The following is a 14,527-nucleotide window of genomic DNA, read 5'->3' as shown; positions in this document are numbered from 1 at the left end:
TCAGCGGAACAGAACCAGCGATCCGGGCGACCAGGCCAGCCGGGTTCGCGTGCCGACCTCCTGCACGTCGCGGCCAAAGACGTTGCGCATCGAGATGCGGACCGTGCGCGACTTGCCGTCGCCCCGCGCCACGCCGTCCAGGCGCAGGTCGTAATAGGTCATGTCGCCGTAATAGACGACCTCGTCGATGGTGGCGTTGGTCTCGCGCGGCTGCGTGTGGGTCGCGCCCGGACCGACCAGGGTCATCGTCTCGGGGCGGAAACCGATCACGGCACCTGCATCGTCGGGATTGGCGCGACTGACCTGACGTTCGGGCAGCTCGACCGTACCCAGGCCCGCGACATCGACGGTGACCGTGCCGCCCGCCTCGGACAGGATCGTGGCGGGCAGAAAGTTCATCACACCGATGAAATCCGCGACCCGGCGCGTGGCCGGGCGGGCATACAGCGCCTCGGGGCCGTCCAGCTGCGCGATCTCGCCCTCGAACATGACGGCGATGCGGTCGGACATGACCAGCGCCTCCTCCTGGTCATGGGTGACCAGGACGAAGGTGATGCCGACCTGCCGCTGCAGCTTGATCAGCTCGACCTGCATCTGCTCGCGCATCTTGCGGTCCAGCGCGGACAGCGGCTCGTCCAGAAGCAGCACCTTGGGCTTGAGGATCAGCGCGCGGGCCAGTGCCACCCGCTGCCGCTGGCCGCCCGACAGGGCATGCGCGGATCGCGCGCCGTATCCCTTGAGGCCGACCATGGCCAGCGCCTCCTCGACCGCGGCGGCCTTTTCGGCCTTGCTGCGCGGATCGCGGCGCAGGCCGAAGGCCACGTTCTCGGCGACGGTCAGATGCGGGAAGATGGCATAGGACTGGAACACCATGTTGGTGGGCCGCTTGTTCGCGGGCACCTCCTCCATGCGCTTGCCGCCGATCAGGATGGCGCCGTCGCTGATGTCCTCGAAGCCCGCGATGGTGCGCAGAAGCGTGGTCTTGCCGCAGCCTGACGGGCCCAGCAGGGAAAAGAACTCTCCGGCCCGGATGGTCAGGTCGATCCCGCGCAGCGCGTGATAGTCGCCGTAATACTTGTGGACGCCCTGACATTCGATCATCGGCTTGGCTTCGGTCACATCAACCCTCCGGTGGGCTTGCCGCCGATGCGGGCATTGCCCCGGCGGCGGAAATATTCGCCGATCGCCAGAAGGACGATCGACAGGATCACCAGCACCGTGCCCAACGCCATGATGACGGGGATCGCGCGCGGAAAACGCAGCTGGCTGAAGATGTAGGTGGGCAGCGTCGGTTCGTTCCCCGCCAGGAAGAAGGCCAGGATGAACTCGTCCAAACTGATGGTGAAGCTGATCAGCAGCGCGCTGATGATGCCCGGCATGACCAGGGGCAGCGTGACAAGACGGAACGCGCCCCATTTCGTCTCGCCCAGGTCATAGGCCGCCTCCTCCAGGCTGCGGTCCAGCGACGAGAAGGCGGTGGTCAGCACGGCGATGGCATAGGGCATGCAGATCAGTGTGTGCCCTGCGATGACCGTCATCAGCGACAGCTGCACCCCCATGCCCAGCAGCACGACCAGCAGCGACATGGCCACGATGATTTCGGGCAGGACCATGGGCAGCATGATGAACCCCATCATCCCGCCCTTGCCCGGAAACACGAAGCGGGTCGAGGCGCGCGCCGCGAAGATGCCAAAGCAGGTGGCCAGGATGGACGAGGCCACCGCCACCGTCAGCGAATTGGTCAGCGCCCGGCGCAGCGTCGCGTCGGCCCACATCTGCCGGAACCAGTCGGTCGTCACCCCCTGCAGCGGAAAGGCGATGATCGTGCCCGAGTTGAACGCGAACATCGGCAGCAGGATGATCGGCGCATACAGGAACAGCAGATAGAAGATGGCATAGGCCTGCAGGCCGCGTCCCTGGCGGTTCATTGGCGCACCTTGAGGAAACGACGGTTGAGGAACAGGAAGACCAGGCTGACCACCGCTACGATGGCCATGGCCGTCACCGCCAGCGCCGATCCCAGGGGCCGGTTGTCCAGCGCCAGCATCTGGACCTGGATCAGGTTGGCGATCATCGGGATCTTGCCGCCGCCGATGACCTCGGGCGTGACATAGTCGCCGATGGTCGGGATGAAGACGATCAGCACCGCCGCGATGACGCCCGGCATCGCCAGGGGCAGCGTCACCCGCCAGAAGGTCATCAGCCGGCTTTCGCCCAGATCGCGCCCGGCCTCCAGCAGGGATCGGTCGATCTTCTCCAGCGCGACGAAGATCGGCAGGATCGCGAAGGGCGCATAGGCATGGGCCAGCGTCAGCACGATCGCGTTTGTGTTGTAGAGGATGAAGGTCAGCGGCGCGTCGATGATGCCAAGCCCCGTCAGGGACGAGTTGATGACCCCGTTGTACCCCAGGATCACCTTCCACAGGAACACCCGGATCAGATAGCTGGTCCAGAAGGGGATCGTGATCAGGAACAGCCACATGGCCTTCTTTTCGGGCCGCACGCAGAAGCTGACGTAATAGGCGACCGGAAAGGCCATCACCACGGTCGCCAGCGTCACGATGGCCGCCACGACCAGCGACCGCAGCATCACCGTCCGCACGATCGGGTCGGTCAGCACCTGGGTGTAATTGTCCAGCGTGAAGTCGCGGATGATCTCAAGATAGCCGTCGGTCAGGAAGCTGTAGGCCAGAATGGTCAGCAGCGGCGCCGCCAGGATCACCAGCGCATACAGGAACGGCGGCGCGATCAGCGACAGCCCGGCCCGTGCCTGGTCGTCGAACTTGGCCTTTGCCATGGCGATCCCCTTCCGTCCGCCCCGCCGGGCCTTTCGCAATTGCTGTCACAGGCCGCGCGCGAGGAAAAGAGGTTTCTGGCCCGCCTAGCGCCACCAATGCCCGGTCAGCGCCAGCCGCGCCAGCGATGCGCGCCGCTGAAACGGCGTGATCGCGGTGGTGGCCTCGAACGGATCGGTGCGCCCGGCCATGATCTCGGACAGCAGGCGCGGCACGCGGGGCCCGGGATACAGCGCAGCCGCCGCCCGGCGCGGCAGCTTGCGGTGCATCCGCGCCGCCATGCGCAGCCCGTCGCGCGCCTGTTCCGCCAAGGCCAGCGCGTCTTCGGGGCGGGCCGGTTCCAGCCCCAGCCGGACTGCCTGCAATTGCGGCAGCGCGCGCAGCCACGCGGCCAGACCGGCACCGCGGGCCTGATGGGCCACGATCTCTCGCGTGCCTTCGGGCGCGCCGCAGCGGCGCGCGGCGGTCCACATCAGCGCGCCCGCCGTCGCGTCGACATAGGCCAGCACCGCCTGCGGCCCGTCAAAGGGCTGGCGTTCGCAATCCCTGCGCCGGGCCTCGGCCAGGGGCGAAAGGGCGCCTGCATCGGTCCCCCAGGCCTCCCACAGGGGCGTCAGCACGTCGTGCAGCGGGGGCGCGGTGCCCTGCCCCATCTCGTCCAGGCGGTCGATCCACCATTGCAGCCGCATCTCGGCCAGCATCGGCTCGGCCGACTGGAACGGCGCGCGGGCGATCTCCAGGTTCAGCGCATAGAGCGTGACCAGCGCCGGACGGTCCGCCGCCTCGGCCACCAGCACCGCGCCGAACCGGTCGGGGTCATGCTGGCGCAGCGCCTCGGTGCAGGCCTCCAGGGTCATGTGCCGTGGGTCCGCGCCAGATCGGCCAGTCGTGCCGGATCGAACCCCGCGGCCAGCGACCATTCGGGCCCCTTGGCCGTGTCCTTAACCTCGACGCCCGCCGCCGCGAACCCGTCGCGGATCGCATCCGCGCGGGCGAAATCGCGGGCCTGGCGCGCCGCCAGTCGCGCCGCCAGCAACGCCTCGATCTGGCCCGCCGCACCGGCATCGGCCTGGGCCCAATCGCCCATGCCCGGCAGCAGCAGGCCCAGCATCCGGGCCGATGCCAACAGCGTCTCCGCGTCCCCCCGACCCGCCAGGTCGTGCAACGCGGCGATGGCACCCGCAGCGTTCAGGTCATCGGCAAGCGCCTCGATCAGCGCGGGTGCCGGGCTTGTTGCGGGTTCGATGCCCGCAACAAGCCCATGCCACCGCCGAAGCACCGCTTCGGCCTCCTGCGCCTTGGCCTCGGTCCAGTCCATCGGTTTGCGGTAATGCGTGGACAGCATCACGAAGCGGATCACCTCGCCGGGCACGCCCCGGTCCAGCAGGTCGCGTACGGTGAAGAAGTTGCCCAGGGACTTGGACATCTTCTTGCCTTCGACCTGCAGCATCTCGTTGTGGAGCCAGACATTGGCGAAACCCGCGCCGGGATGGGCGCAGCAGCTCTGCGCGATCTCGTTCTCATGGTGCGGGAATTGCAGGTCGATGCCGCCGCCGTGGATGTCGAAATGCGGCCCCAGCAGCGCCGCCGACATGGCCGAGCATTCGATGTGCCAACCCGGACGCCCCCGGCCCCAGGGGCTGTCCCAGCCCGGCAGGTCGTCCGAGGACGGCTTCCACAGCACGAAATCCATCGGGTCGCGCTTGAAGGGTGCCACCTCGACCCGCGCGCCCGCAATCATGTCGTCGACCGAACGGCCTGACAGCGTGCCGTAGTCGGGAAAGGACCGCACGTCGAACAGCACATGCCCCTCGGCCTCATAGGCATGGCCCTTGGCGATCAGGTCGGCGGTCATCGCGATCATCTGGCCGACATAGGCGGTCGCCCGCGGCTCGTGGTCCGGACGAGCCGCGCCAAGCGCGTCCATGTCGGCGTGATACCAGCCGATCGTCTCCTCGGTCCGCTCGGCGATCAGCGCCTCCAGGGACAGGTCGGAACCGGCCGCACGGCGGCGCTGCGCCTCGGCGTTGATCTTGTCGTCGACATCGGTGAAATTGCGCACATAGGTGACCGCACGGTCGCCGTATTCATGCCGCAGCAGCCGCACCAGCAGGTCGAACACCAGGACCGGCCGGGCATTGCCCAGATGGGCGCGGTCATAGACGGTGGGTCCACACAGATACAGACGCACGTTGGCCGGGTCGATGGGGACGAACTCCTCCTTGCGGCGGGTGCGGGTGTTGGTCAGCCTGATCTGCGTCATGATGCGGCCCTTTTGGCAAGCGTGGCCAAGGGTCTATCGCATCGCGCCCTGGCTTTCCACCCAGGCAATCTGGCGCGGCAGCGATTGCGACGCCAGATCATAGCCCCCCAGGATCGTGGCCCGCGCCGCCTTGCGGATCGCCGCCGCCTGCGGATCGCCCTCCAATCCGCGGATCAGAGCCGCCGACAGGGCCGCCCCGTCAAAGAACGGCACCAACCGCCCGTTCACCCCGTCGGTGATCAGCTCGCGCACCGGATCGGTATCGGACGCCACGACGTACCCCCCCGCCGCCATCGCCTCGGTCAGCGACCAGGACAGCACGAACGGATAGGTCAGATAGCAATGCACCCGCGCCACCTGCATCAGCGACAGATAGTCGCCATAGGGCACGCGGCCCAGGAAATGCATCCGCGACAGGTCCAGCCGGGCGCCGACCTCTGCCAGCAGCTTGTCCTTCCAGCTGTTCGCATCGCGCGGCTTGGCGCCATAGCTGGTGCCCTCGGCGCCGACCAGGACCACCTGCGCGTCGGGGCGCGCCGCCAGCACGTCGGGCAATGCCCGCATCAGCACGTGAAACCCGCGGTAAGGCTCCAGAGAACGGGACACGAAGGACAGCACCTCGTCCCCCGCGCGCAGGATCGTGCCGCCCGGAAGGGTCAGGCGGGCCACGGGATCGGGGGCCACGCGGGCGGTGTCGATGCCGTCATGGATGACGGTGATCTTGCCGCGCAGCTCGGGCGGAAAGCTGTCGGCCTGATAACGGGTGGGCGCGATGGCCGCATCGGCCTGCACCATCGCCTGGACCAGATGCGCCGACCGCGCGACCGTCATGAAGCGCACCTCGTCCCGGTCGGGGCTGATCTCGGGGTCGAAGCCCACATCGTGGCCGCGGGTGCGGTACATCAGCTCGGCATAGACCAGCAGGCGCGCGTGGGGCCAGATGTCCTTCAGGAACAGCGTCTCTCCCCAGCCCGGATGGCCGATGACGATGTCGGGGTGAAACCCGTGCCGGTCGCGCAGCGCACGCGCGCCCCGCGCCGCCAGCAGGCCGCGTTCCGCATGGTCCGCATAGGTCCGACCCAGGGCGCTGTCGGTCTGCACCGCCGCCGGCGCCTTGTAGCGCAGGGTCCGGATCGGGCTGGGCCGCTGGTTGTTCTCATCCGTCAGGGCCAGGACCTGGTGCCCGCGCGCGGCCAGGGCCGGGGCCAGATGCGGAAACTGGCCCGGAAAGTTCTGGTGGACGAACAGGATCTTCATTCGTGGATCGGAAAGGCCGCGCGCAGCAGGGCGCGGGTGTAATCCTGCCGGGGCGCATCGAAGATCTGCGCGACGCTGCCATGTTCGACGACCTCTCCGGCGCGCATGACCATGATGTGATGCGCCATCGCGCGCACCACGCGCAGGTCGTGGCTGATGAACAGGTAGGCCAGACCGTATTTCCGCTGCAGGTCGCGCAGCAGATCCACGATCTGCACCTGCACGGTCATGTCCAGCGCGCTGGTCGGCTCGTCCAGGACGACGACCTTGGGGCGCAGGATCATCGCGCGGGCGATGGCGATGCGCTGACGCTGACCGCCGCTGAATTCGTGCGGATAGCGGTGCATCATCTGGGGGTTCAGCCCGACCTCGGTCATGATCTCGGTGACCAGCTGGCGGCGGGTCGCGGCCGGGTTCGACCCCGTGCACGCCCAGGCCCTCGGTGATGATCTGCTCGATCGTCATGCGGGGCGACAGGCTGCCATAGGGGTCCTGGAACACGATCTGCATGTCGCGGCGCAGGCGGCGCAACTGGCCGCTGGTCCAGGCCTGGATGTCCTGGCCCAGATACAGGATCGGGCCGTCGCTTTCGATCAGGCGCATGATGCCCAGGGCCAGCGTGGTCTTGCCCGATCCCGATTCGCCGACGATACCCAGGGTCTCTCCCGTGCGCAGCGACAGGGTCGCGCCGTTCACCGCCTTGACGTGCCCCGTCACGCGGCGCAGCAGGCCGCGCTTGATGGGAAACCAGACCTTCAGGTCGCGCGTCTCGACCAGGACCGGCGCATCGGGGGCTATGGGATCGGCCTGCCCGGTCGGCTCGGCGGCCAGCAGCTTGCGGGTATAGGGGTGCTGGGGCCGGGCAAAGATGTCCTCGACCGCGCCCTGTTCGACGATCTCTCCGTCCTTCATCACGCAGACGCGGTCGGCGATGCGGCGCACGATGCCCAGATCGTGGCTGATGAACAGCATCGACAGGCCCTCGTCGGCCTTCAGCTCGGCCAGCAGGGCCAGGATCTGGGCCTGGATGGTCACGTCCAGCGCCGTGGTGGGTTCATCCGCGATCAGCAGGTCGGGACCGTTGGCCAGGGCCATCGCGATCATCACGCGCTGACGCTGACCGCCCGACAGCTGGTGCGGATAGTCGGCCAGGCGGGTTTCCGGGTCGCGGATGCCGACGCGGGTCAGCAGTTCGATGATCCGCGCCCGCGCCTTGGCGCCCGACAGCCCCTGGTGCAGCGCCAGGCTTTCCGACAGCTGCTTTTCCAGCGTGTGCAGCGGGTTCAGCGAGGTCATCGGCTCTTGAAAGATGAAGCTGATGTCGTTGCCGCGGATGTCGCGCAGGGTGCGGTCCGATGCGCCGACCATCTCGCGGCCCGCGTATTTCACCGACCCCTGGACCTCGGCCGAGGCGCCCAGCAGCTGCACGGTGGACAGCGCCGTGATCGACTTGCCCGAACCGGATTCGCCCACCAGGGCCACGGTCTCACCACGGTCGATGTGAAAGCTGACGCCCTTGACGGCCGCGGTCAGGACGCCTTCGGACCGGAACCCGATGCGCAGGTCGCTGACCGCCAGCACGGCATCGCTGGACGGGGCGGGCACGGGACGCGCCTGCGACGCGCCGGGCATCGAGCCGCCATGGCTCTCGGCCACGGCCGCGGGGGCGCCGGGGGCGGGGCGGACGGGCTGATCGCTCATCGGAAGGTCTTTCTGGGGTCGAAGGCGTCGCGGATGCCCTCGAAGATGAACACCAGAAGCGACAGCATGATCGCGAAGGTGAAGAAGGACGAGAAGGCCAGCCAGGGCGCCTGCAGGTTCTGTTTCGCCTGCAGCGCCATCTCTCCCAAGGATGCCGATCCGGCGGGCAGGCCATAGCCAAGATAGTCCAGCGCGGCCAGGCCGCTGATCGTGCCGGTGACGACGAAGGGCATCATCGTCAGCGTGGCGACCATCGCGTTGGGCAGGATGTGGCGGAACATGATCTTGCGGTCGCTGACGCCCAGGGCGCGCGCCGCGCGGACATATTCAAAGTTCCGCGCCCGCAGGAATTCCGCCCGCACCACGCCCACCAGCGCGGGCCAGCCGAACAGGATGGTGACGAAGACCAGAAGCCAGAAGCTGCGCCCCAGGATCGCGAACAGGATGATGATGACGTAAAGGCTGGGCGTCGAGGCCCAGATCTCCAGCACGCGCTGGAACACCAGGTCGGTGCGGCCGCCGAAATAGCCCTGGATCGCGCCCGCCGTGATGCCGATGGTCGAGGCCACCACCGTCACGATCAGCGTGAACAGGATCGAGGTGCGGAACCCGTAGATCACCCGCGCCAGCACGTCCCGCGCGGTGTCGTCCGTGCCCAGCAGGTGATTGCCGTCGGGCGCGGAAGGCGCGGTGCCGACGTTGTTGATGGTGCGGTAGTGATAGGGGATCGGCGGCCAGATCATCCAACCCTGTTCGGCCTTGGGCACATCGGTCGAACCCGACCGCACCGCCGCCATGAAGCCCTCCGGCTCGTCCCAGCACTCCTCGCGGCCGCCCGACACGATCAGGCATTGCACAGCCTCGTCGCGATAGATCGCCTCGGTCCCGAAATCGCCGCCGAACGCGGTCTCGGGATAGAAGTTGTAGGCGGGCCAGTACAGTTCGCCCTGATAGCGGACGACGATGGGTTTGTCGTTGGCCACGATCTCGGCGAACATCGCGGTCACGAACAGGACCGCAAAGATCACCAGCGACCAGAAGGCGCGTCCGTTCCGGCGGAAGTTGCGCCAGCGGCGACGGTTCAGTTCCGACATCGCCATCAGCCCGCCCTCTTCTCAAAGTCGATGCGCGGATCGACAAAGACGTACATCAGGTCCGACAGGATGCCGACCACCAGGCTCATCAGGCCGAAGACATACAGCGTGCCGAAGATCACCGGATAGTCGCGCTGCACCGCCGCCTCGAAGCCCAGGCGCCCCAGCCCGTCCAGCGAGAAGATCGTCTCGATCAGGATGCTTGATCCGAAGAACACGCCCAGGAACATCGCTGGAAACCCCGCGATCACGATCAGCATCGCGTTGCGGAAGACGTGGCCGTACAGGACGCGGCGTTCGGTCAGCCCCTTGGCCCGCGCGGTCATCACGTACTGCTTGTTGATCTCGTCCAGGAAGCTGTTCTTGGTCAGCAGCGTCAGCGTCGCGAAGCTGCTGATCGTGGCCGCGATCACCGGCAGGGCTGCGTGCCAGGCATAGTCCTTGACCTTGCCCCAGACCGACAGGTCCGCGAAATTGTCCGATGTCAGGCCGCGCAGCGGAAAGATCTGCCAATAGCTGCCGCCCGCGAACAGCACCATCAGGATGACCGCGAACAGGAAGGCCGGGATCGCATAGGCCATGATGATCACGCCCGACGTCCAGGTGTCGAAGCGCGATCCGTCGCGCACCGCCTTGCGGATGCCCAGCGGGATCGAGATGACATAGGCGATCAGCGTCGACCACAGCCCCAGCGTGATCGAGACCGGCATCTTCTCGACGACCAGGTCCATCACGCTGATCGACCGGAACCAACTGGTCCCGAAATCGAAGCGGATGTAGTTCCACATCATGGAGAAGAACCGCTCGACCGGGGGCTTGTCGAAGCCGAACTCCTTTTCAAGCTGGGCGATGAATTCGGGGGGCAGGCCGCGCGCACCCTCGTATCCCGCGTCGCCGCCCAGCTGTTCGGCGCTGTCGGCCGTGGCGCCGGCCAGGTTGCCCAGCACGTCGCCCTCGCCCCGGACCTGGGCCGCGATCTGTTCGATCGGGCCGCCGGGGACGAACTGCGTCAGGGTAAAGTTCACCACCATGATCCCGATCAGGGTCGGGATGATCAGCAGCAGTCGCCGCAAGATGTAGGCGCCCATCAGCGCATGCCCTTCCCCGTTGGGTCCGTGCCCCTTGGCGGGGCCTTGTCGTTATCTGGGCTTGTCGGCAATCCGCGCCGGGAAATCAAGCGCATCGCCGTCTCAGCGCAGCTGGCCCGCCGCCCGCAGCTCGTCCGCGCGGGTCTGGTCGTACCACCAGAAGTCCGTGACCCCCAGGCCAAGGGTGGGCAGGGTCTCGGGGCGGTCATAGACGTCCCAATAGGCGACCGTGGTCACCGGCTTGTACCATTGCGGGATCCAGAAGCGCAGGCTGCGCAGCGCCCGGTCCAGCGCGCGGATGGCGACGCGGTTCTCGGCGTCCGTCGTGGCGGCGCTGCCGATCTCGATCAGGCGGTCGATGGCGGGGTTGGCCAGGCCCATTGGGTTGAACACGTCGTCGCTGTGCTCGGACCCAAAGGCCTGCGCCGTGCCGCCGCCGATGCCGTAACCGTTGCCCAGGCTGTCGCGCACGATGTCGAAATCATGGCTGCGGGTGCGGGTGGTCAGTTCCGACGGATCGACCCGCGACAGGACCGCGTCCACGCCGATCGCACGCAGGTTCTCGACATAAGGGTTCACGATGCGGTCATAGCTCTGGTTGAAGTCCAGGAACTCGACCCGCAGCGTCTGGCCTGCGGCGTTGCGGCGCATGCCGTCCGTGCCGGTCGTCCAGCCCGCCTCATCCAGCAGCGCTGCCGCCCGGCGCGCGTTGCCACGGTCCAGCTGGCGTTCGCCGCTGACCGGGGCCGAGACCGGATCGTCGGTCAGGATGCCCGGCGGCAGATCGGCCGCGACGGGCTCCAGCAGCGCCAGTTCCTCAGGCGTGGGCGGGCCTTCGGCCTGCAGGTCGCTGTTGTCCCAGAAGCTGTCCAGCCGGGTGTTCATGCCATAGAACAGCGCCTGGTTCGACCATTCGAAGTTGAACATCAGCCCGATCGCCTCGCGCACGCGGATGTCCTTGAACTTGTCGCGCCGCAGGTTGAAGACCCAGGCATCGCCCGATGCGATCACGCCGTCGGGGATCTCCTCCTTGATGACGGCGCCCGCCGCCACCGCCGGAAAGTCATAGCCGGTCGACCACAGCTGTTCGGACGGCTCGACCCGGAAGGTGTAGATGCCGGCCTTGAACGCCTCGAAGGCCGCGTCGAAATCGCCGAAATACTCGAACCGCAAGGTGTCGAAATTGTGCCGGCCCTTGTTGATGGGCAGGTCCTTGCCCCAATAGTCCGGGTTGCGCCGCATCGTGATCGACCGCCCGAAATCCGCGCTGTCGAAGACATAGGGGCCGGACCCCAGGAACGGCGTCGTGCTGGTCTGCTGGATGTCGCGAGCGTTCTCTTCGAAGTCAGCCCGCGAAAAGACGATCTGCGCGCCCATCTGCCCGATGGCATCGCGTCGCGGCGCGTCCTCGCGGAATGTGAACTTGATACGGTGCGGGTCCAGAACTTCGGCGCTTTCGACAAGACGCTTGATCGCCTCGCTGAAGGACGGAAAGCCCTTGTCGCGCAGCAACTCGAACGAAAACAGCACGTCATCCGCCGTCAGGGCGCTGCCGTCGCTGAACCGCGCCTCGGGGCGCAGGTTGAAGATGACCCAATCGCGGCTTTCCGGATACTCGATCGTTTCGCAGATCAGGCAATAATCTGAATACGGGTCGTCAAGCACCGGCGCCATCAGACGCTCCAGCATGATGGTGGCGGGCGCGGTTGCGCGACCGCGGAAGGTGAACGGATTGTAGCTGTCAAAGGTGCCGATGCCGTGCTGGGACATCTCGCCGCCCTTGGGCGCGTCCGGGTTCACGTAGGGCAGATGCGGAAAGTCCGCGGGCAGTGCGGGCTCGCCAAAGGTGGCGATGCCATGCGTCTTGACGACCGTCGGATCGCCGGCCGCGTCCTGCGCCCAGGCTGGGACCACGGCGATCCCAAGAAGCAGCGTGGCAAGGCGGGCGGCGTGGCGCATGTCGTCTCTCCGGTCTGGACCAGCGAGAGGCTAGGCCAGCGGGGGGCCGGGCTTCAAGCCGCGATTTCGTGAACGCGGGCCATGAAAAAACCCCGGCGCCGGGCCGGGGTTTCCTGGATGGCGTACGGTCGGGCGGGACCGATCAGGGATTGGTTTCCAGATAGGCGATCAGGTTGGCGCGGGCCTGCGGATCGCGGATGCCCGCAAAGCTCATCGCGGTGCCCGAGACGAAGCCGCGCGGGTTCTCCAGGAACGCCTGCAGGTGGTCGGGATCCCAGGTGGGGTATTCGGCCGCATGTTCGGTCATCGCGCTGGAATAGCTGAACCCGTCGATGCTGGCGGTCGGACGTCCGACGACGCCGTTCAGGTGAGGGCCGACGCCGTCGCTGCCGTCCAGGGCGTGGCACGACCGGCACTTGGCCCATTCACGCTCGCCCGCGGCCGCATCGGCCGAGGCCATCAGCGCGGCAAAGTCCAGCGGCGCTTCCTCTTCGCCCGCGGGGACGGTTTCCGGGACCGGGATGGTATAGGCCTGCGCAATTTCCTCGTCGCCGTGATGACCGCCGCCATGTCCGACAGTGAACAGGCCGCTGGCCGCCCAGTTGGCCAGCATCAAAAACAGCAGCGCGCCAATGAAGGCGCCGGCTGCCTTGGTCAGGGTCATCGTATTGAACATCGCGTGCGGTCCCGCCTTGGTAAGCTCGTCAGGTCGTGCGGTATGTATCCGCTTTCGCTTTCAAGGATCAAGGTATAGTTACCCCGGCACGCTCAAATTTAGAACAGCGGGGGCTCGGCCATGACCACGAATCGCATCGCGTTCCAGGGAGAACCGGGTGCCTACAGCCACGAGGCCTGCCGCAGCGCGCGCCCTGGAATGGAGGCCCTGCCCTGCCGCACCTTCGAAGACGTCATCGAGGCCGTGCGCGCGGGCGACGCCGATCTGGCCATGCTGCCGGTCGAGAATTCGACCTATGGCCGGGTGGCCGACATCCATCACCTGCTGCCCGAATCCGGCCTGCGCATCATCGACGAGGCCTTCGTGCGCGTCCATATCAGCCTGCTGGCCGTGCCCGGAACGACCCTGGATCAGGTCCGCGAGGCGATGAGCCACACCGTCCTGCTGGGCCAGTGCCGCGGGTTCCTGCGCCGGAACGCCATCCACGCGATCACCGGGGCCGACACGGCCGGTTCCGCCAAGGAGGTCGCCGCGCGCGGCAATCCGTCGCTGGCCGCGCTGGCCGCGCCCCTGGCGGGCGAGATCTATGGTCTGGACCGCCTGGCCGACCGGATCGAGGACCGGCAGAACAACACGACGCGGTTCCTGATCATGTCGCGCCAGGCCGACGACAGCCGGCGCGCCGAGCGGATGCTGACCAGCTTTGTCTTCCGGGTCCGCAACATCCCGGCAGCGCTCTACAAGGCGATGGGCGGGTTCGCGACGAACGGCGTGAACATGACCAAGCTGGAAAGCTACATGGTCGACGGCGTGTTCACCGCGACCCAGTTCTATGCCGACATCGAGGGTCACCCCGAGGACGCGAACGTCGCCCGCGCGCTGGACGAGCTGCGCTTCTTCACCTCCAGCCTGGACATCCTGGGCGTCTATCCGGCCGATCCGCTGCGCGAGACGCAGCGACAGGCAAGCATGGCGGACTGATCCTGCCTAGCGGGCAAAGTTGCGCATCTGGTGGACGAAATCCTCGATCCGGCGCTGATAGCGGCGGTCTAGCTGCGCCTTGCCCAGCTTGGCGGTCTGCAGCATCAGCCGGGCCTTCATGTTGCGCGGGCGAACCTCGGTCTCGAAGATCAGGCGCGACTTGACGCGGCTCAGCGCGACGACGGTGGCCACCACCGTCAGGTCCAGCGCATCGGAATGACCGGCCATCATCATCTGTTCGGGGCGGTCGAACCGCGTGACGGCCAGCCGCAGCTGCCGCGCCTTGCCCCGCCAGTCGAACCCGATGTTCCAGCCCATGCCGATCCCCGGTTCGTTCGACGGATCGATGCGCGCCACGGTTGCGCCGCGGCCGATCACCATCCGTTCCAGCGCGTCGAAATTCCCGACCACCTCGAACAGGCGTTCCGCGGGAAGGTCCGTGTCGATCCGCGTGGAGAACTTCATCTGAAACGACCCAATGACCCATCCGGGGCGGCCAGGACCGCCGACCCCTCCCTTGGCAGATAATCCGGATCGCGCGGCAGGTTCAACCGGGGGATTACCAAACCGCGATCATGGCACCCGAAAACCAAGGCGCGCCCGAATTCATCGCAACGTTTCGGATTTGTGAAATTCTGTGCCACAATGACCTGATAAAGCGTGCGTTCTTCAATCTTTGGTTGTGTGGTTCGAATTGTATACAGTAAGCATGG

Annotated in this window: 11 protein-coding genes and 2 pseudogenes; 1 reads left to right on the top strand and 12 read right to left on the bottom strand. The window is 66.9% G+C overall.

What is annotated here, in order from left to right; genetic code table 11:
* The 11 genes and pseudogenes from F1642_RS00225 to F1642_RS00175 all read right to left on the bottom strand — a co-directional run bounded on the left by F1642_RS00225 (position 1) and on the right by F1642_RS00175 (position 12,833).
* Positions 1–1,101 carry an ABC transporter ATP-binding protein gene (locus tag F1642_RS00225; RefSeq protein ID WP_046000357.1) on the bottom strand — a complete coding sequence of 367 codons (1,101 nt, stop codon included), beginning with the start codon at positions 1,099–1,101 and terminating at the stop codon, positions 1–3.
* Between the two features lie 14 nt (positions 1,102–1,115).
* Positions 1,116–1,928 carry an ABC transporter permease gene (locus F1642_RS00220; protein ID WP_194885149.1) on the bottom strand — a complete coding sequence of 271 codons (813 nt, stop codon included), beginning with the start codon at positions 1,926–1,928 and terminating at the stop codon, positions 1,116–1,118.
* Entirely contained in the window at positions 1,925–2,797 is an 873-nt protein-coding gene (locus tag F1642_RS00215) for an ABC transporter permease (RefSeq protein ID WP_194885148.1), read from the bottom strand. Before F1642_RS00215 ends, F1642_RS00220 begins: the two co-directional genes overlap by 4 nt.
* A gap of 84 nt (positions 2,798–2,881) precedes the next feature.
* The gene (locus F1642_RS00210) at positions 2,882–3,652 is read right to left on the bottom strand and encodes a squalene/phytoene synthase family protein (protein WP_194885147.1); all 771 of its coding nucleotides are present in this window, start codon (positions 3,650–3,652) and stop codon (positions 2,882–2,884) included.
* Positions 3,649–5,058 carry a cysteine--tRNA ligase gene (gene cysS / locus F1642_RS00205; RefSeq protein ID WP_194885146.1) on the bottom strand — a complete coding sequence of 470 codons (1,410 nt, stop codon included), beginning with the start codon at positions 5,056–5,058 and terminating at the stop codon, positions 3,649–3,651. The genes F1642_RS00210 and cysS overlap by 4 nt, the downstream gene beginning before the upstream one ends.
* Positions 5,059–5,091: 33 nt before the next feature.
* A pseudogene (locus tag F1642_RS00200) lies at positions 5,092–6,234 on the bottom strand (glycosyltransferase); the annotation flags it as partial.
* Between the two features lie 77 nt (positions 6,235–6,311).
* Positions 6,312–7,947: pseudogene (locus F1642_RS00195) on the bottom strand (ABC transporter ATP-binding protein).
* A 65-nt stretch (positions 7,948–8,012) separates the two neighbouring features.
* Positions 8,013–9,116 (bottom strand): ABC transporter permease, encoded by a 1,104-nt coding sequence (locus tag F1642_RS00190; protein WP_194885144.1) that lies wholly within the window; start codon positions 9,114–9,116, stop codon positions 8,013–8,015.
* Entirely contained in the window at positions 9,116–10,198 is a 1,083-nt protein-coding gene (locus F1642_RS00185) for a microcin C ABC transporter permease YejB (protein WP_046000148.1), read from the bottom strand. The genes F1642_RS00190 and F1642_RS00185 overlap by 1 nt, the downstream gene beginning before the upstream one ends.
* A gap of 102 nt (positions 10,199–10,300) precedes the next feature.
* Positions 10,301–12,157: an extracellular solute-binding protein gene (locus F1642_RS00180; RefSeq protein WP_194885143.1), complete on the bottom strand. Its 1,857-nt coding sequence runs from the start codon at positions 12,155–12,157 to the stop codon at positions 10,301–10,303.
* A 142-nt stretch (positions 12,158–12,299) separates the two neighbouring features.
* Positions 12,300–12,833, bottom strand: a complete 534-nt coding sequence (locus F1642_RS00175; RefSeq protein ID WP_046000146.1) for a cytochrome c family protein — start codon at positions 12,831–12,833, stop codon at positions 12,300–12,302.
* Positions 12,834–12,953: 120 nt separating this feature from the next.
* On the opposite strand from F1642_RS00175, the gene F1642_RS00170 reads away from it, so the two are divergent.
* Entirely contained in the window at positions 12,954–13,814 is an 861-nt protein-coding gene (locus F1642_RS00170) for a prephenate dehydratase (protein WP_194885142.1), read from the top strand.
* A 6-nt stretch (positions 13,815–13,820) separates the two neighbouring features.
* On the opposite strand, the gene F1642_RS00165 is transcribed toward F1642_RS00170, so the two are convergent.
* Entirely contained in the window at positions 13,821–14,279 is a 459-nt protein-coding gene (locus F1642_RS00165) for a hypothetical protein (protein ID WP_046000145.1), read from the bottom strand.
* Between the last annotated feature and the right edge of the window lie 248 nt (positions 14,280–14,527).

This window comes from Paracoccus sp. NBH48, assembly GCF_015390265.1.
In the GTDB taxonomy this organism is placed as follows: domain Bacteria; phylum Pseudomonadota; class Alphaproteobacteria; order Rhodobacterales; family Rhodobacteraceae; genus Paracoccus; species Paracoccus marcusii.
The sequence above is the reverse complement of the archived record's forward strand: the minus strand, read 5'-3'. Positions and strand labels throughout refer to the sequence as shown.